Origin of the sequence: Brucella cytisi (genome assembly GCF_038433355.1) — a bacterium.
GTDB classification, from domain to species: Bacteria; Pseudomonadota; Alphaproteobacteria; order Rhizobiales; family Rhizobiaceae; genus Brucella; species Brucella cytisi.
The window spans coordinates 87,306-103,668 of record NZ_JBCAUP010000006.1 but is presented as its reverse complement, the minus strand read 5'-3'; the positions used below and the strand labels follow the sequence as shown (position 1 = coordinate 103,668).

Genomic DNA, 16,363 nt, shown 5'->3' with positions numbered 1-16,363 from the left:
TAAGGTAGATGCAGGGTCTTGGAGTGTGAGAAACGCAATGTCCTTGATAGATCGCGGACTTGTCAGGAAACTGTCGCTGTTCGCCAAAATGAGTGATGACGAACTCGACAAGCTTGTTTCGTACGCAACTATAAAGCGCGTTCCGCCGGGAGAGGCGATCTTCGAGCAGGGCGACGATGCCGTTCTTTTCTACCTCCTCCTGCATGGGCGGTTGAAGGTCAATCAGATCACTCCAGACGGACAGCAGATCATCGTTCGCATGGTGCATCCGGGGGATCTTTTCGGCTTTGCCCGGGCTTTGCAGAGAAGCGATTATCCAGGTACAGCGATTGCCGTGGCGGAAAGCATCGTACTGGCCTGGCCAACCGAGCTTTGGGATTATTTTGTCGAGCAGAACCCCGGTCTTGCAATGAACGCGATCCAGACAATCGGCAAACGGCTCGAAGAAGCCCACACGCGTATCCGTGAGATGTCGACGGAAGAAGTGGAACGGCGTGTCGCGCACACCGTTCTGCGCCTTGCCCGTCAGGCTGGTAGGAAAGAAGATGACGGTATCCGGATCGATTTTCCAATCACGAAACAGGATATTGCCGAGATGACAGGAACGACACTGCATACAGTGTCACGCATTCTCACCGGCTGGGAAGCGCAAGGGTTTGTTCGGGGCGGTCGCCAGAAGTTGACCGTCCTCAATATGTCGGGTGTGAGACGGCTTGCCGACGGCGAGCGGTAGAACAGCCGGAACACGATATGCCGAACGAAAGACATCCGGCATATCGTCTTCGCCTCACCCAAAAACTTCCCGCTCCTCGGATTTCGCTGCCAGCAGCGCCTCTATCATCAGCTTTTCTGACAAGATATGGCGACGCACGCTCTCCATAAAGCCTCGCACCATGTACGAGATCGTGTCCCAAGCGAGACTGCAACGACCTTCTGCAATTGCCGTTAATGTTTGCGACAATTCCTCGGCGGCCAGTCGGTCACAACGATGTTCCGCCTTCAAGCGTTCGATGATGGCGGTGGCAAAATGGGAGTGAGCCTGACGGATGAAATCGGGGAAAAGAACTTCCTCTTCAAGCGCATGAGTTTCACCCACAACGCGGGGAATGAGCATAGCGATCCGACGATACTCCTGCATTGAGGCACCGGTCTCGAGGTCATCAGTGATTTCCTCCAACTGCAGACATAATTCCAGCAAATCATGATGATGGATTTCGAGACGGTTAATATCTGTCGCGTGCAAGACTGGCGACGCGTCCATGGCTCTCTCCGCTACCTATTGGCCAAGGAAAAGAACGACCGCAATCACGATGGAAGCAGCAACGGCGGATAGCGTGCCGGCACCTTGCAAAGCTCCCATACGAAAAAGAACCAGTGAAAAGCCGATGATCGCCGGTGTTGCGACCATGAGTCCGATCTGCGCATCCGTCATTGAAATTTCCTTTTTCATGGCGGAGATACAATAGCGCCGTCAGTGCATTTCTTCTTTGCCAAAACGCAAAGAAGGTCCGAACTATGAGCGCTAGGCATGTTTCATGTCTGGAACCGAAGATTTGGCCATAGCTGCAATCAGCGCGGAAGATCGGGCGGAGGATGATCTTCTGCTCTGGATTCTCGTGTGGAGCGAACTTGTTGCCTTTGCGATCCTTCTGATTGCGTTCGTGGTGATGTCTATCATCAATGTGGAGGGGGTCGCGCAGTTGCGGGCACATTTGAGCCCCGGCCTCGCTGCAGCCAACACAGTCGTTCTGCTGATAAGCGGCTGGCAGGCGGCAATCGCCGTGCGCAGGCGCAACGATATAAGTCTGGCTCGCCGTCCACTGTTAAATGCCGCCTTTTTCGGCCTCGTTTTTGTAGCAATCAAACTCGTTGAATACTCGCATGAGATCCAGTTTGCAGGCGATGAAGCAGCAGGGTCATTCCTCGAGCTTTATTTTCTCCTGACCGGCTTTCACCTCATGCATGTGCTGTTCGGCTCGGTGGTGCTGGTGCTTGTCGCCTGGCGACCGACACGCTCGAATGTTCTGCTGATTACAACGCTCTGGCACGCCATCGACCTCGTATGGCTGGTGATGTTTCCTGTCCTTTATCTCGCCTGAGGTCCGCAGTGCCCGATCGTAATCACCCTTCCCTGACCCGTACATTCGTCGTTCTGATCATTCTCGCTTTGAGTGGTGCATTTATGGCAGGCACCAGCGCCGGAATGCTCGCAGCTATCGTCATTGTGCTGATCCTCGCTTTTGCAAAAGGCTGGTTCGTCATCCTCGACTTTATGGAGATGCGCGGAACCGACGGCATATTGAAGCCTGCTTTGCTGGCCTGGCCTGCCATTTTGTTGGTGCTTGCCCTTGCACGTTCCATCGTCGTCCGCGTCCTCTTCTGAACGACACGCTATCTCTTTGTTTATACACCCTATCCAACGCAAAGCCGGTTCGCACTTTTGCTGGAAATGCTCCAGTCTTTGCCAAATCGCAAAGAAGGCTCTCCTCCGACCGATAGAACTGTCCTGTCCCGTGATGCTGGCGAGGGGATTGACCAGCCGCACTATCGACGGGGGATTAGATGCCGAGGCTCCGCCTTCGGCCAATGAAAGGACGAAGGGGATGGCAGAACGCCTAACCAAGACCGGCGCACGAAACGTCTTCTACGGCGGGTCTATTTTCTTTTTCGCGATCTTCGTGGGGCTGACGGCGCACAGCCATTATTACATGAAAACCACGTCCACAGATGAATCGACACTCACTGCAGGGGTCGCACGCGGCAAGCACATCTGGGAGAAAAACTCCTGCATCAACTGCCACACACTGCTTGGCGAAGGCGCCTATTTTGCACCCGAACTTGGCAATGTCTGGAAGCGCTGGGGCGGAGAAGAAGACCCGGACGGCGCACGCGAGACGATGAAAGCCTGGATGCAGGCCCAGCCCACGGGGATAGAAGGGCGTCGCCAGATGCCCCAGTTCAACCTGAGCGAACAGGAACTCAACGATCTGGCTGATTTCCTCGAATGGACCAGCCGCATCAAGACCCAGAACTGGCCGCCCAACGAGGCAGGCTGAGCGCGGGATGAACGGAGTTACATTATATGAAATATGAAAGCCAAAAGGTCGCGATGCTCTATTTCTACGGAGCGCTCGTGCTGTTCATCGCGCAGGTCGCATTCGGCGTTCTCGCCGGTACGATCTATGTTCTGCCCAATACGCTGTCAGAGCTTCTGCCCTTCAACATCGTCCGCATGATCCACACCAATGCGCTGGTCGTCTGGCTGCTGATGGGGTTCATGGGGTCGACCTATTATCTTCTGCCGGAAGAAACGGAAACAGAGCTCTACAGCACCAAACTCGCCGTCATCCAGTTCTGGCTGTTCTTTGTCGCAGCCGGTATCGCTGTTGTCGGCTATCTGTTCCATATTCACGAGGGGCGCGAATTTCTCGAACAGCCATTCATCATCAAGGTCGGCATCGTTGTGGTCTGCCTGATCTTCCTGTTCAACATCACGCTGACGGCACTCAAGGGCCGCAAGACGACCGTGACCAACATCCTCCTGTTCGGTCTGTGGGGCCTTGCCCTGTTCTTCCTGTTTGCCTTCTACAATCCGATCAATCTCGCACTCGACAAGCTCTACTGGTGGTACGTCATCCATCTGTGGGTTGAAGGTGTATGGGAACTCATCATGGCGTCGATCCTCGCCTTCCTGATGATCAAGCTGAACGGCATCGACCGTGAAGTCGTCGAAAAATGGCTCTATGTCATAGTCGGTTTGGCCCTGTTCTCGGGCATTCTTGGCACTGGTCATCACTATTACTGGATCGGCGCGCCGGGCTACTGGCAGTGGATCGGTTCGCTGTTCTCGACGCTGGAAGTCGCTCCGTTCTTCACCATGGTCATCTTCACCTTCGTGATGACATGGAAGGCCGGTCGCAAACATCCAAACCGTGCAGCCCTTCTCTGGTCCATCGGTTGCTCGGTGATGGCCTTCTTCGGAGCGGGCGTATGGGGCTTCCTGCACACTCTGTCGTCAGTCAACTACTACACCCACGGCACACAGCTCACCGCCGCCCACGGACACCTCGCCTTCTTCGGGGCCTATGTCATGCTCAATCTCGCAGTCATGGCCTATGCGGTCCCGGAATTGCGCGGACGTGCACCTTATAACCAGATGCTCTCCATGGTGAGCTTCTGGGCCATGTGTACGGCCATGTCCGTGATGACCTTTGCGCTCACCTTCGCAGGTGTTGTCCAGACCCATCTGCAGCGCGTTCTGGGTGAGAGCTTCATGGTCGTGCAGGACCAGCTGGCGCTATTCTACTGGATCCGTCTTGGCTCAGGCGTCGTCGTGGTGATCTCGGCTTTCATGTTCATCTGGGCCGTTTTGGTGCCGGGCAAGGAACGCCGTGAAAACGCAAACATGTTGATACACCCCGCCGAATAATCGACGTCAAGCCCCGCCTTTTGGCGGGGCTTCATTGCCTGATACAAAGGAAAACAACCATGAACCCCGTTCTCAAGAATGTAGAAAATGCCAATGTCCCGATCCCACCATACAGCTCGTCCGGCAATGAGTGCGCACTCTTCGAAATGGCCTGGACGCGCAAGCTGCCGTTGCTTCTCAAAGGACCGACCGGCTGCGGCAAGACGCGGTTTGTAAGCCATATGGCCGCAAAACTCGGCCTGCCGCTCTCTACGGTTTCCTGCCATGACGATCTCACGGCGGCTGATCTGACCGGGCGTTATTTGCTGAAAGGCGGCGATACCATATGGGTTGACGGCCCGCTGACCCGCGCAGTGCGTGAAGACGGCATCTGCTATCTTGATGAGATCATCGAGGCGCGCAAGGACGTGGCCGTGGTTCTGCATCCGCTGACTGACGATCGCCGGCTTCTTCCATTGGAACGCACCGGCGAACTGCTTGAAGCACCGGACCGCTTCATGCTCGTCGTGTCCTATAATCCGGGTTACCAGAATCTGCTGAAATCCCTGAAGCCAAGCACACGACAGCGCTTCGTAGCAATTGAATTCGACTTCCTACCCAAGGAGCAGGAAATCGTGTTGGTGAGCGAGGAAAGCGGCCTAGCGAGTCAAAAAGTTGTTCCGCTGGTGGCGTTGGCTCACCGGCTGCGCGGGCTGAAAGGCCACGATCTGGAAGAAGGCGTTTCAACACGGCTGCTGGTCTACTGCGCCACGCTGATCGACGCCGGCATGTCGCAGCGCGAAGCCGCACGTGCCGCAATGATCGAACCGCTTACCGATGAGCCGGATGTGAAAGCCGCTTTGATTGAAGTTGCTGATGCAATGCTGAAATAGGTGGCACACAATGCTGGATTTTCTGGAACTGGAGGAAACAGTTGGCCGGGCTTGGCACCGCCTGATCGGTAAGACCGGATCATGGCCGCATTATCCCCAACACGCCGTGCAGCTTGGCGGTATTCGCCAGAAGCTCGCCATCTGCTTTCGTGGTTTCGGTGGCGATGTTGCCGTACAGATTGCCCCTGCCCGTGCCAAAACCTCCGGCCATCGGTTGGGATTGCGGCAGCGCATGGCTCTGGGCGAAGAGAAACTTAGCCAGCCGTTGCGGGATGAAGCGACATTGATGCTGCCGCCCGAGATTGCGCTCTTTCCCGATCGCACACTCAATTACGATCTCTATGTCTGGCTTACCGGCTATATGGCGGTTATGCCGACCGGATTAGGCGAACTTCCGCATGACCCTTTGCGCCGCGATCTAGCAGCACTTGCAGCGGCATCGGATACGGTTGCGAATACTTGCCGGATATTTCCGGGCCTGCAGAAACGTTATGCACGACTGTGCAAAGCGATGCTGGCTATACGTCCCAAACGTCCGCTCTATGGTCTGGAGCAACAAGTGGAGGAGCGCATTCTGGCGCTTCTGAAACAGGGGGCAGGATTGCCGGACGACAGTCTCCCTACGATCTTTCCGCATTGCGTACACGCAGGCTATCTGCCTGCCCTGCCCGTCCCGCTCTGGCCAGAGTTGATAAGGCGCGAGGAAACAGCCCCCCGCGACAGCGACGACCAGCCGGTACTCAATAGCAAGGCGGAAGGCCTCGAAACTGGACGGCAGATCGCCAACCGCGAGAAGCAGGACCCCAGACTGGCCAACCGAAGCCCGTTCATTCTCAATCGCTTCGAGAAAATCCTTGCCATGGCTGAAATGGTGAGCGTTGACAGACCAACCGAGGATAGCGACGAGCAGAACGCCAGATCTGCCGATGAGCTTGACGAACTGACATTGGGAGAGCGCAAGGGCAGACCTGCTGCCCGTTTTCGGTTCGACCTCGATCTGCCGCCTGAAGCTGTCGACCGGACGGCTCTCACCGCCAAACTGACCTATCCGGAATGGGATTACCGCAAGTCAGCTTATCTTCAGGATCACTGCAGTGTTCTGGCAGCACCAGCGCAGGACCATGAAGAAGCACTGGAACTGGATGACGAAGCGCAACGCCTTATGCGCCGGGTGCGCCGCCAGTTTGAAATCCTGCGGCCGGGTCGCGAATTGATGCGGGCGCAGCTCGATGGCAACGATCTCGATCTTGATGCCGTGGTTCGTTCACAATGCGACTTTGCCGCCGGAGGACAGGGCAGCGATCATGTGCACCTGATGAGCCGACCCAAAGCAAACGACCTTGCCGTCACCCTTCTGGTCGATGTTTCGCTTTCAACCGATGCGTGGATTGATAATCGGCGCGTGCTGGATGTGGAAAAGGAGGCACTTCTGGTTCTGGCCAATGGCATTGCTGCCTGTGGCGACCGATGTTCCATCCAGACCTTTACCTCGCGCCGCCGCTCATGGGTGCGGGTTGAAACCGTGAAGGACTTCGACGAAACCTTCGGTCCTGTCGTAGAACACAGAATTGCGGCGCTGAAGCCGGGCTTTTACACGCGTATGGGAGCTGCGATCCGCCATTCGATGGCAAAGCTTGCCGAACAGCCGAGCCGAAGGAAGCTTCTGCTGGTCCTGACGGACGGCAAGCCGAACGATGTCGATCACTATGAAGGCCGGTTCGCACTAGAAGACAGCCGCAGAGCGGTCAACGAAGCACGCGCTATGGGCGTCAACGTCTTTGCCGTGACAGTCGACCGAGAGGCTAGCGCCTATCTCCCCGCACTTTTCGGTCGGAGAAACTATGCACTCGTCGCCAAACTGTCGAAACTTCCAGTCGCTCTACCGGCGATCTATCGAGTGATGACCGGGTGAGACGGCATCCAATCAGAAAGTTCTGTCTTCCCGGTCCTCGTCCCTGACGAAGGTGCCTGATCCATGCCGACGCACGACAATTCCGGCAAATACCAGCATGCCTATGGCCTCTCTCAAGGTTGCACGAGAAACCTTGAGATCATCTGCCAGATCAGCCTCTTTTGGCAGGCGTTCACCTCTGCGCCAGTGGCCTTTAAGGATCGAAAGCCGCACGCTTTCCGCGACCTGGATCACAAGCGGCTGCCTGTCTAACGGACGCAGCCATTCTGCTGGCGCGTCTTGTACCACCTCGTCTTTTGCCATACTCAACCCGTCTGCGTGGCCGTGTCGGTTCTGGAAAGCCGCATCGCATAGCGGCGCGCCAGAACAGCACCTACCAGAATCTGGATCTGGTTATAGAGCATGATCGGCAACACGATCATGCCGAAACCTGGCAGACCAGCGAACAGGACCTGCGCAAGTGGAAGCCCGGATGCGAGGCTCTTCTTTGACCCACAGAACACAGCCGCGATCTCATCTTCACGGGTAAAGCCCAACCAGCGCGAGCCGATCATCGTAAAGCCAATCACGCCCGCCAGAAGAACGACGCAAAGCACAATCGCCATAATGAGCCCCGACGGCGGCAAGACCTGCCAGAGCCCGGCGGTGACCGATTGAGAGAATGCCGAATATATGATCAGCACAATCACCGACTGATCATAATTCTCCAGCCAGTGCTTGCGCGTCGAAAGGAGGGGACCAAGCCAGCGATGGCAGGCTTGCCCCAGACCAAACGGCAGCAGCAACTCAATCACCACGTCGCGCAAAGCTTGTCCCAAATCGATTGACCCGGATGAACGCATGAAAATCGTCATCAGAAGCGGCGTCAGCAACAATCCAAAGACATTCGATCCAGCCGAATTGCAGACCGCAGCAGGCACATTGCCCCTGGCTATGGCGGTATAGGCAATAGAGCTGGAAATAGCCGAGGGCAAAACACCCAAATAGATGAAACCAAGCACCAGATCAGAGGGCAAGATGCTTTCGGGAATGAGCCGCAAAGGCTGCACGATCAACAGGAAGACGATAAATGTTGTCGCAAAAATAAACCCATGCAATTGCCATTGCTTCAAACCAGAAACAATCGCCCTGTGAGACAGTGCTGCTCCGTGGCCGAAAAACAGCAGGGCAACACCGATAGTACCCAGCATACTGACAATGTCTGCCGCGTTGCCGGTCGCAGGAAAGAGAGTTGCCAGAACGACTGCGGCAATCATCAAAATCAAAAAAGGATCAAGGCGCATCTATTCATCCACCATTGGTTCGTCGGCCATTCGTCAGCTTGACCAATCGTTGCATCGGGGATAGATCTCCGCGCAATTGGTCTACAAATTGGTATGGAACACCGCCGGATGACAGATCGCATGCCGACCACCGAAGCGATGCAACGCATGCAGAAGCTGCTCGTGGAAAAGAATTTCGGCCCGCAAGATAAAATCCCACCCGAGCGTGTTTTGTCGATGATGCTCGGCTGCAGCCGCGAGACGATACGAAAGGTGCTACGGCAGCTTGAGATTGAAGGCGTGGTATGGCGTCATCAGGGCAAAGGCACCTTCATGGGCCCTCCCGCCTCGAGCATCGAACGGCCCTTGGACCGGATCATCGAATCCGCGTCCGCTCAGGATCTCATGGATGCAAGGCTGGTCTATGAGCCAGCCCTTGCCGCAGCCGCAGCCAAATATGCCACACAAGATGATCTTGCCTCCTTGCGCAAGCTTGCTCTCGCGACGGGTAGGGCACGTGACTGGCGGGAATATGAGCATTTGGATGATGCCTTTCACAAGGCTGTTGCACGCTCTAGTGGAAATGCGCTGCTAGCCGCGATTTTCAGTTCGCTCGCCTCGGTCCGGGGACGTTCGACGTGGCAACGCAGACATGATGCGATCTTTCGGGAGGCCCGTAAACGCGAATACGCGGCAGAGCAGAGCGTGATGCATCTGGCAATCGTCGATGCAATCGAGGCACAACAAGGCGACCGTGCTCACCACGCCATGCACGCTCATCTAGAAGCCATCCGCACGCTGGCCATTACATCCCGCTGATGCAGATCAACCCGCCGCCCGTGATCGACGGCGACGGGTCTGAGAAGCGATTGGAATAAAATCGCCTACAGGCTGTTCACCAGACGATGTGAGACGTTTTTCACGACCGTATAATGATGCAGTCCTTCGGCACCGCCTTCGCGGCCCAGTCCGCTATCCTTGACGCCACCGAATGGAGTTTCGGCAACAGAAGCTTCTAGCGTGTTGATCGAGACGTTTCCAGCTTCCAGTTCCGTCATCAGGCGGTCCACATTTTCCGTAGAGTTTGCGAAACCATATGCCGCCAGACCAAACGGAAGCGAATTCGCCTTTTCAATAGCCGCATCAAGAGATGCAACCGGATTGATCAGCGCCAGCGGACCAAATGGTTCCTCCGACATCGCACGGGCGTCATCCGGCAATTCAGCCAGAGCCGTTGGCGGGAAGAAATAGCCATTGTTCTTCAGGCGACGACCACCGAAAAGCAGTTTCGCACCTTTCGCTTCTGCATCGCTGACCAGCTCTTCCAGAGCCATGACGCGGCGATCATTGGCTACCGGGCCCATCTGGACCCCGTCATCCAGGCCGTTACCGACACGGATCGATTGCGCCGTTTCGATGAAGGCCGCAGTGAAACGTTCATAATGGCTTTCATGAACGAAGAAACGCGTTGGCGAGGTGCATACCTGGCCCGAGTTGCGGTATTTGCGGCGCGCCGAGGCAATACCCGCAACGACCGGATCGGCATCCTCGCAAACGATGACGGGAGCGTGGCCGCCAAGTTCCATCAGCGCCGGTTTCATATGGCGCGCAGCGATTTCGGTCAGGTGTTTGCCGACGGCAGTCGATCCGGTGAATGCAATGGCGCGGATCTCGGGACGCGGGATGAGGAATTGCGAGATATCGGCAGGAACGCCGAAAACCAGATTAAGTACACCCGCTGGCAGACCCGCATCTTCGAACGCACGCGCGATATGCGTCACAGCCGTCGGCGTTTCCTCGGAAGCCTTCAGGATGATCGAGCAACCGGCAGCCAGTGCGCCCGCAATCTTGCGCGCTGGCTGGCTCATCGGGAAATTCCACGGCGCAAATGCTGCGACCGGACCGATCGGCTCGTGCACGACGATATAGCGAATGCCGGGCGCGCTCGGAATGACGCGGCCATAGAAGCGAATGCACTCGCCAGCATCCCATTCGAAGAATTCGCAGCCACGTATGACCTCAAGTCGGGCTTCGCTGATCGGCTTTCCGTTTTCCAGCGTGATCGCACGTGCGATCTCTTCCTGCCGTTCGCGCATCAACGCCGACGCCTTCATTATGATGGCAGCACGGGCCGCAGGCGCCGTGTTGCGCCAGACCTGATAACCGTTCCACGCCGCCTGAAGAGCCGCCTCCAGATCCTCGCGTTCCGCAACCGCAACCTGCCCGATTTCAGTCTCGTCCGCGGGATTGATGATGGGAAGCGTATTGGCGGTCTTGCGCCATTCACCGCCTATGAAAAGCTGCACGTCGGATTTTTGCATCAGAAAGCCTTTGCAATCTAAAAATTCGGGCCACGCCCAGATCATCGTTACAGTCAGAATGGGATGTTTTAATTCATGCGACAATTCACGTTAAAACCATATATCCATGATAATAATCACATGAATTAGTATAAGGCTCGCAAGTCGTACCCGCGCGAAACCACTAGCCGCGCATCGCCACGCGGTCGTACAATGTTTCTTTGAAGCCTATCAGAGCGCGTTTCGATCTGATTGAATCAGACCGACGCCCCAGCTTTTTGATTTAACGCGCATCCCGAAAACCGTTTCACCCTTTTCGGGATGCGCTCTAACCGATGTTGCGAATACCGGTTAGCAAGGCCTGCGACATCTCGGTTTCAGGCAAACGCCAGTCCATCAGAATATTGTAATGGTTCCGGTTTGCTACCTCGATGGTTTTTGCCTCTCCACCTGCCGCAGCCCAGCTTTCGGCATAGGCGCACGACTGGCGCTTGAAGCCGTCTGCTTCGTGCTCTGCCCACGCCACCGTAATCGGACAGCCACGCACGGGAATGTGACGGATCGGGCTGAGCTGATCGACATCGGCAGGACGAAGATTCAGCCACTCCTGTGGGAAAGTTGCCGCCAGTGGCGCAAGCTCGAAAAGCCCGCTAACCGGCATGGCAAACTTCACAACATCCTTCGGCAAACCGAAATCGTGCTGCCAGCCTTCTGCAAGAAGCGCACCAGCAAGATGACCACCTGCCGAACTCCCCCCAACCGATATCCGGTCCGGATCGAGACCATATTCCCGTCCGTGATGCCAGACAAAGGCGAGAGCAGCACGCACCTCCCGCGTAATTTCCGCAAGGGAGACTTCCGGCGCCAGACAATAGTCAACGACAACGGTCGCAATACCTTCGGCCGCGAGCATTCCCGCCATCATGGCAGAATCTTCCTTGGACAGAGCGCGCCAGTAACCGCCGTGAACAAACACGAAAACCGGGCACAGTCCACTCCGCGAAGACGGGCCGAAAATATCGATCCGCTGTCCGCTTTCTTCGTCATAGACCACGTCGAAATGCCGGCCCCAATCAGCCCGGGGCGCGATACTTGCCTCGCGATAGCGCACCATTTCGGCGGCAAAGGCTTCCGGTGAAACCGTGGCCTTGGCATTGTAATCGCGATCAAGACGGGCAGGGTCGAAACCTGCTTCTTCAGTGAGCGTTATCATGCGTTGAACACGCTGATGACGTTGGCCACATTCGCAGGCTGTTCAAGCGTCGGAAAGTGGGTCGTGCCGGGAAGCTTCTTAGGCTGGAACCACGGATTGCGAGCCGCAAAATCCACCTGTGCCTGCGTATATTCCGGCTCGAATGGCTGCGAATAGATATGGGTGATTGGACGGTTTTCGGCCATGGCCGCCATGCGCTGCATGGGGCTGCCCCATTTGCGATAGGCTTTGCCGATTTCCCGCCCGGAGCGGGCCCACATTTCGTAAGAATAGCCCGCCATCTCGTTGTTCACATGATTGACGATATCGGCGTTCTTTGTGTCGCCGATCCAGTAATCGAAGAAGCCCGCACGACCATTCTCCCAGACCTGCCGATCCTGAATACCGTCGATCAGTTCGAAGAAGGTTTCGTTCGGCTGGTTCATGATCCAGTCGATAACAACCGATTTCGGCACGCGGCTTGATCCTAGCCGATCGGTGACTTCAATATTGGCCCAGCCACCATGGGAAGTCGAAACGGGAAGAAAAGTCTCAAGCTCCAGCGCGTCGACGAAAGCGACAAGATCATCGGCTTGCTGGTTGATGTCGAAGTCGCCGTCATGACCGCGGTATTCACCGTGACCGCGCCAATCGAAGCGGATGACGCGATGATCTTTCGCCAGTTCCGGCACCAGTGTCTTGAACAGGCGGTGATCCTGGCACCATCCAGAAAGCAGCACGAGGGCCGGACCGCTTCCGGTTTCATCCCAGGAAAAAACATTGTTGCCAATTTTCATCGAATTCATAGAAATCTCCATCATCCGGCGTTTCAGGCTGCGCCTGTTGGAACATGTAAAGCGGTCTTCATGCGTTCCGCACCAAGCGGAGCGCATTTTCCGGTAATTTTCAGCACTTGCGAGCGCACATCGTCGGGCCAGTAATTCATGTCGCCCAGTCGCTCCGCGGTATCCTGCGTGTGTTCGGTCAGCGGGCGTTCGCGCGCCTCCCAGGCGGCCAGCGCTTCGCTCACATCCGCATGTTCGTCCAGTACAACAGCCAGTCCGAGCGCATTCATCAGAGCGCAACCACCGCCTTGCCCGAGATAAGGTGGCATCGCATGAGCGCCATCACCGAGGATTGCCGCCCGGCCCTTGCTCCATGATTTCAGCTTCAGGACTTCGAATGCATCCCACCGCCCCGCATCGCCGAAACGAGCGATCAAAGATGCAAGATGCGGGAAACTTTCGGTCCAGAGCGCAGTGTCGACCGGTGTGCGATAGGCCACTTCGTCATCGACCGATGCACAGAGCGCTATATAGAGATCGGTCTCGCTGGCGGGGGTATAAAGAATACGGCGCGAGCCGGAAAAATGCTCGATATAGCGCGGCAAATCTTCAACGGGAGCGTCTGCGCTATCACGCTTTATCATCATGCGCACGGCACCGTAGCCAAGCGGCTTGCGGTACATCATGAGATCGAGCGAATCCCTGACCTTGGAATTGATGCCATCCGCCCCGATGACCAGATCGGCGGCAAGGCGCTTACCATCGGCCAGCAGCAATTCTCCTTCCGGTGTTGCCCCGACAGCTTCCGCGCCGGTAACAACTTCAACACCAGCGCGACGCGCAGCGTTGAGCAATGCCGTCAGCAATGTCTCGCGCAGGATTGTTATAAGGCGTGCTGGTCCGTTGCCATTGATTGGAATCTCTTCCATCGTTTCATTGCGGTGATCGCGCGTATGGAACTCCGGTCCCTCATGAGCGCCAATCACGGCCTCGTCATAAGCGCCGAGGGCCTTGAGCACATGCAGGCCATTGCTCCAGATATAAATCCCGGCGCCGAATGTGCGCAGATTGGGCGAACGCTCATGCACCCGTACGCTCCATCCGCGTTGAGCGAGCGCTGTGGCAGAAGCCAGCCCCGCAATGCCTGCGCCAGCGATCTCCGCGTGACGTTTCGTCATTCCAATTCTCCTCAACCCATTTCGAAAAGAGATTTCCAAGTCCTGCCGACAAAGGAAAGTGAATTCTGACCGCGACAGATATGAGGAAATAGAATATCTGTGGGCAGACATATCCTTGAGGAGGCGATATGGCATTGCTCACCAACCATCTGACGATCCGGTATATCCGCATCATCGATGCGATCGAGGAGGAGCGCAGCATCGCGCGTGCTGCCGATCGCTTGAACGTTACCCAATCTGCAGTCACCAAGGCATTGCAGGAAATCGAAGCCTTGACCGGATTGCGGCTTTTCACGCGTACAAACAGGGGGGTGATCCCAACCCATGCGGGCATGCAACTGACCACGGATGCCAGACGTCTCCTTGCCCATCTGATGGTGGCCGAGCAGAATCTTGCGGATCTGCGCGACGGCACTGGCGGACGGCTGGCCATCGGAACCTTGCTGTCTGCATCTGCCGACCTGCTTCCCAGAGCCATCGCCAAAGTCCGGCGCGACAATCGCCGCATCGTGGTCAAGGTCGTGACAGGAACGGATGATGTCTTGATGCCAGCATTGCGGGCGGGGGAACTCGACATGGTGATAGGCCGCCTTTCCGAGCGGCATGAACCGGTCAATCTGGTTCAGGAGGTCCTGATTCCGGATAACGCCGTCGTCGTTGTGCGCCGCGACCATCCATTGACACTGCGCCCCGCACTTCGCCTTCATGATCTGATCGAGTGGGACTGGATCTTGCCGCCCAAGGAGACCAATCTCCGCCTTCAGATCGATCGCACATTCCGCGAGGAAGGCGTTCCGCCGCCCGCGCAATCCGTCGAATCCGTCTCACCGCTCATCAATAGGGGATTGCTCTTGCAGGCGGATTATATTTGCGTCATGCCCGCGCAAGTGGCGCGGATTGAAGAAGCGTTGGACCAGCTTGCCATCCTGCCGGTCCAGCTTGGTGCGACTTCCGGCTTTCTGGGGATCACCACCCTTCCTGAAAGCAACCGTTCCGCCACGGCAGACCTGTTCATTCAGGTGCTTCGGGAAATTGCCCGGACAAGCTGAAGACAAGCTCCTTCCCACCCTCAACACGTCGTTCTGATATTCCTGAGCCTCATAGCAGTGCGAAGAGTGTTCAGTTTACGGGCTTCAAGTTTCAGCATGAAATGACCGGCAAGACCTCCTGTCCGAGACAGCGTTTTCAAGCGCGGGACAGAGAAAAGGTCGTGAAGGGCAATCAAGAGAGGAACTTTCATGCTCAAGCTTTCACTGCTTGGTGCTTCGGCACTTTGTCTATCTCTGGCCGGGACTGTCGTGGCCTTCGCCAAGGAACCCGTCACCATCGGCATGATCACCACCTTGTCTGGCCCTGCCGGTTATCTCGGGCAGGACATTCGGGACGGTTTCCAGCTCGCAATCGATCAGAATGGCGGCGAACTGGGAGGCAAGCCGGTCGCGCTTAAAGTCGAGGATGACGGCCTCAAGCCGGGCAATGCCAAGCAGATTGCTGAAGCCATGTTGTCCGAACAGGGCATAAAACTCTTTACCGGCATGGTCTTCGCCAATGTCGCGGGTGCGGCTCTTCCAGATATTCTCGATGAAGGCGGCATCTATATCAGCCCCAACACCGCCTCTGCTGAATTTGCAGGTAAGGAATGCCATCCGAACTATTTCGTCAGCTCCTGGCAGGATGACAGCCAGGGAGAAAGTGCTGGCGCGCTGGCGCAATCAATGGATTATCCTTCGGCATTCTTGATCGCACCGAACTATCAGGCAGGCCGTGAGACGATGGATGCGTTCAAGCGCTTCTACAAGGGCAAGATCGTTGGCGAAGTCTATACCCAGATGGACCAGACGGATTTTGCTGCTGAAATCGCGCAGATACGCGCTGCAAAGCCAGCGATGGTCTATGAATTCGAGCCCGGCGGCATGGGCATTGCGTTTCTGCAGCAATATCAGCAGTCAGGTCTGCTGAAGGAAATCCCGATGGTCGTTCATCCGGCATCGCTCGATCAGGTGATCGTCAATGTTGTCGGAAAAGCAGCCGACGGCGTACGGGTAACCAGCCACTGGAACGACGATTTCGACAATGCGGAAAACAAGAAATTCGTTGCCGCCTGGAAAGCAAAATTCGGGGATCGCCCGATCACCTATTATGCCGCACAAGGTTACGATGCTGCGCTGATGATGGGTGCCGGACTTGCTGGCGTCTCGGGTGAAGAGATCGATGCCAAGACATTCCGCAAGGCGCTGCTTGCCGCACAAATTCCTTCCGTGCGCGGAGAATTCAAACTCGGACCGAACCAGCATCCCGTTCAGGATTGGTATGCGCTCGGCGTAGCCGAAGGTACCAACGGCAAATCCTATCTGAAGACCGAGAAGAAAGTCCTGACCGCGCATGGCGATATCTATGCCGCACAATGCAAGATGGATGGGGAATAAGGCTTCC

Annotated in this window: 18 protein-coding genes; 10 read left to right on the top strand and 8 right to left on the bottom strand. The window is 56.3% G+C overall.

Features of this window, described 5'->3' with window-relative positions; all coding sequences use genetic code 11:
* The first annotated feature begins 37 nt into the window (after positions 1-37).
* Positions 38-733, top strand: a complete 696-nt coding sequence (locus tag AAE521_RS08050; protein WP_342061010.1) for a Crp/Fnr family transcriptional regulator — start codon at positions 38-40, stop codon at positions 731-733.
* Positions 734-787: 54 nt separating this feature from the next.
* On the opposite strand, the gene AAE521_RS08045 is transcribed toward AAE521_RS08050, so the two are convergent.
* Both AAE521_RS08045 and AAE521_RS08040 read right to left on the bottom strand, forming a co-directional pair.
* Positions 788-1,261: a hemerythrin domain-containing protein gene (locus tag AAE521_RS08045; RefSeq protein ID WP_342061009.1), complete on the bottom strand. Its 474-nt coding sequence runs from the start codon at positions 1,259-1,261 to the stop codon at positions 788-790.
* A 15-nt stretch (positions 1,262-1,276) separates the two neighbouring features.
* A complete protein-coding gene (locus tag AAE521_RS08040; protein ID WP_342061008.1) occupies positions 1,277-1,432 on the bottom strand; it encodes a hypothetical protein in 156 nt (51 codons plus the stop codon).
* A gap of 103 nt (positions 1,433-1,535) precedes the next feature.
* On the opposite strand from AAE521_RS08040, the gene AAE521_RS08035 reads away from it, so the two are divergent.
* The 6 genes from AAE521_RS08035 to AAE521_RS08010 all read left to right on the top strand — a co-directional run bounded on the left by AAE521_RS08035 (position 1,536) and on the right by AAE521_RS08010 (position 7,213).
* Entirely contained in the window at positions 1,536-2,099 is a 564-nt protein-coding gene (locus AAE521_RS08035; protein WP_342061007.1) for a cytochrome c oxidase subunit 3, read from the top strand.
* Between the two features lie 8 nt (positions 2,100-2,107).
* The gene (locus AAE521_RS08030; RefSeq protein ID WP_342061006.1) at positions 2,108-2,383 is read left to right on the top strand and encodes a cytochrome C oxidase subunit IV family protein; all 276 of its coding nucleotides are present in this window, start codon (positions 2,108-2,110) and stop codon (positions 2,381-2,383) included.
* A 220-nt stretch (positions 2,384-2,603) separates the two neighbouring features.
* On the top strand, positions 2,604-3,056 hold the full coding sequence (locus AAE521_RS08025) for a c-type cytochrome (RefSeq protein WP_342061005.1): 453 nt from the start codon (positions 2,604-2,606) through the stop codon (positions 3,054-3,056).
* Between the two features lie 26 nt (positions 3,057-3,082).
* Entirely contained in the window at positions 3,083-4,429 is a 1,347-nt protein-coding gene (locus AAE521_RS08020) for a nitric-oxide reductase large subunit (RefSeq protein ID WP_071630711.1), read from the top strand.
* 59 nt (positions 4,430-4,488) lie between these two features.
* The gene (locus tag AAE521_RS08015; protein WP_342061004.1) at positions 4,489-5,301 is read left to right on the top strand and encodes a CbbQ/NirQ/NorQ/GpvN family protein; all 813 of its coding nucleotides are present in this window, start codon (positions 4,489-4,491) and stop codon (positions 5,299-5,301) included.
* Positions 5,302-5,311: 10 nt separating this feature from the next.
* Positions 5,312-7,213, top strand: coding sequence for a nitric oxide reductase activation protein NorD (locus tag AAE521_RS08010; RefSeq protein WP_342061003.1), 1,902 nt, complete (start codon positions 5,312-5,314; stop codon positions 7,211-7,213).
* Between the two features lie 12 nt (positions 7,214-7,225).
* Here AAE521_RS08010 and AAE521_RS08005 read toward each other — a convergent pair whose 3' ends face one another.
* On the bottom strand, positions 7,226-7,516 hold the full coding sequence (locus AAE521_RS08005; protein ID WP_342061002.1) for a winged helix-turn-helix domain-containing protein: 291 nt from the start codon (positions 7,514-7,516) through the stop codon (positions 7,226-7,228).
* A gap of 2 nt (positions 7,517-7,518) precedes the next feature.
* Positions 7,519-8,496 carry a bile acid:sodium symporter family protein gene (locus AAE521_RS08000; RefSeq protein WP_342061001.1) on the bottom strand — a complete coding sequence of 326 codons (978 nt, stop codon included), beginning with the start codon at positions 8,494-8,496 and terminating at the stop codon, positions 7,519-7,521.
* 120 nt (positions 8,497-8,616) lie between these two features.
* Here AAE521_RS08000 and AAE521_RS07995 point away from each other — a divergent pair, with 120 nt between their 5' ends.
* The gene (locus AAE521_RS07995; RefSeq protein WP_342061000.1) at positions 8,617-9,294 is read left to right on the top strand and encodes a FadR/GntR family transcriptional regulator; all 678 of its coding nucleotides are present in this window, start codon (positions 8,617-8,619) and stop codon (positions 9,292-9,294) included.
* A gap of 65 nt (positions 9,295-9,359) precedes the next feature.
* Here the strand turns inward: AAE521_RS07995 and AAE521_RS07990 are convergent, their stop codons facing one another.
* From AAE521_RS07990 to AAE521_RS07975, 4 genes are all read right to left on the bottom strand, one after another.
* Positions 9,360-10,796 carry an NAD-dependent succinate-semialdehyde dehydrogenase gene (locus AAE521_RS07990; protein ID WP_071630789.1) on the bottom strand — a complete coding sequence of 479 codons (1,437 nt, stop codon included), beginning with the start codon at positions 10,794-10,796 and terminating at the stop codon, positions 9,360-9,362.
* Positions 10,797-11,103: 307 nt separating this feature from the next.
* Entirely contained in the window at positions 11,104-11,988 is an 885-nt protein-coding gene (locus tag AAE521_RS07985; RefSeq protein ID WP_342060999.1) for an alpha/beta hydrolase, read from the bottom strand.
* Positions 11,985-12,773 (bottom strand): alpha/beta hydrolase, encoded by a 789-nt coding sequence (locus AAE521_RS07980; protein ID WP_071630717.1) that lies wholly within the window; start codon positions 12,771-12,773, stop codon positions 11,985-11,987. Before AAE521_RS07980 ends, AAE521_RS07985 begins: the two co-directional genes overlap by 4 nt.
* 23 nt (positions 12,774-12,796) lie before the next feature.
* Entirely contained in the window at positions 12,797-13,930 is a 1,134-nt protein-coding gene (locus AAE521_RS07975; protein WP_342060998.1) for an FAD-dependent oxidoreductase, read from the bottom strand.
* A gap of 128 nt (positions 13,931-14,058) precedes the next feature.
* Between AAE521_RS07975 and AAE521_RS07970 the strand changes: the two genes are divergently transcribed.
* Both AAE521_RS07970 and AAE521_RS07965 read left to right on the top strand, forming a co-directional pair.
* Positions 14,059-14,979 (top strand): LysR substrate-binding domain-containing protein, encoded by a 921-nt coding sequence (locus AAE521_RS07970; RefSeq protein ID WP_342060997.1) that lies wholly within the window; start codon positions 14,059-14,061, stop codon positions 14,977-14,979.
* Between the two features lie 189 nt (positions 14,980-15,168).
* The gene (locus tag AAE521_RS07965; RefSeq protein WP_342060996.1) at positions 15,169-16,356 is read left to right on the top strand and encodes an ABC transporter substrate-binding protein; all 1,188 of its coding nucleotides are present in this window, start codon (positions 15,169-15,171) and stop codon (positions 16,354-16,356) included.
* Positions 16,357-16,363 lie beyond the last annotated feature (7 nt).

Coding starts and splice junctions, on each gene's coding strand:
- AAE521_RS08025 (WP_342061005.1), top strand. CDS start 2,604: ATGGCAGAACGCCTAACCAAGACCGGCGCACGAAACGTCTTCTACGGC.
- AAE521_RS08035 (WP_342061007.1), top strand. CDS start 1,536: ATGTCTGGAACCGAAGATTTGGCCATAGCTGCAATCAGCGCGGAAGAT.
- AAE521_RS07995 (WP_342061000.1), top strand. CDS start 8,617: ATGCCGACCACCGAAGCGATGCAACGCATGCAGAAGCTGCTCGTGGAA.
- AAE521_RS08005 (WP_342061002.1), bottom strand. CDS start 7,516: ATGGCAAAAGACGAGGTGGTACAAGACGCGCCAGCAGAATGGCTGCGT.
- AAE521_RS08020 (WP_071630711.1), top strand. CDS start 3,083: ATGAAATATGAAAGCCAAAAGGTCGCGATGCTCTATTTCTACGGAGCG.
- AAE521_RS07975 (WP_342060998.1), bottom strand. CDS start 13,930: ATGACGAAACGTCACGCGGAGATCGCTGGCGCAGGCATTGCGGGGCTG.
- AAE521_RS07985 (WP_342060999.1), bottom strand. CDS start 11,988: ATGATAACGCTCACTGAAGAAGCAGGTTTCGACCCTGCCCGTCTTGAT.
- AAE521_RS08000 (WP_342061001.1), bottom strand. CDS start 8,496: ATGCGCCTTGATCCTTTTTTGATTTTGATGATTGCCGCAGTCGTTCTG.
- AAE521_RS07970 (WP_342060997.1), top strand. CDS start 14,059: ATGGCATTGCTCACCAACCATCTGACGATCCGGTATATCCGCATCATC.
- AAE521_RS08045 (WP_342061009.1), bottom strand. CDS start 1,261: ATGGACGCGTCGCCAGTCTTGCACGCGACAGATATTAACCGTCTCGAA.
- AAE521_RS07990 (WP_071630789.1), bottom strand. CDS start 10,796: ATGCAAAAATCCGACGTGCAGCTTTTCATAGGCGGTGAATGGCGCAAG.
- AAE521_RS08015 (WP_342061004.1), top strand. CDS start 4,489: ATGAACCCCGTTCTCAAGAATGTAGAAAATGCCAATGTCCCGATCCCA.
- AAE521_RS07965 (WP_342060996.1), top strand. CDS start 15,169: ATGCTCAAGCTTTCACTGCTTGGTGCTTCGGCACTTTGTCTATCTCTG.
- AAE521_RS07980 (WP_071630717.1), bottom strand. CDS start 12,773: ATGAATTCGATGAAAATTGGCAACAATGTTTTTTCCTGGGATGAAACC.
- AAE521_RS08050 (WP_342061010.1), top strand. CDS start 38: ATGTCCTTGATAGATCGCGGACTTGTCAGGAAACTGTCGCTGTTCGCC.
- AAE521_RS08040 (WP_342061008.1), bottom strand. CDS start 1,432: ATGACGGATGCGCAGATCGGACTCATGGTCGCAACACCGGCGATCATC.
- AAE521_RS08010 (WP_342061003.1), top strand. CDS start 5,312: ATGCTGGATTTTCTGGAACTGGAGGAAACAGTTGGCCGGGCTTGGCAC.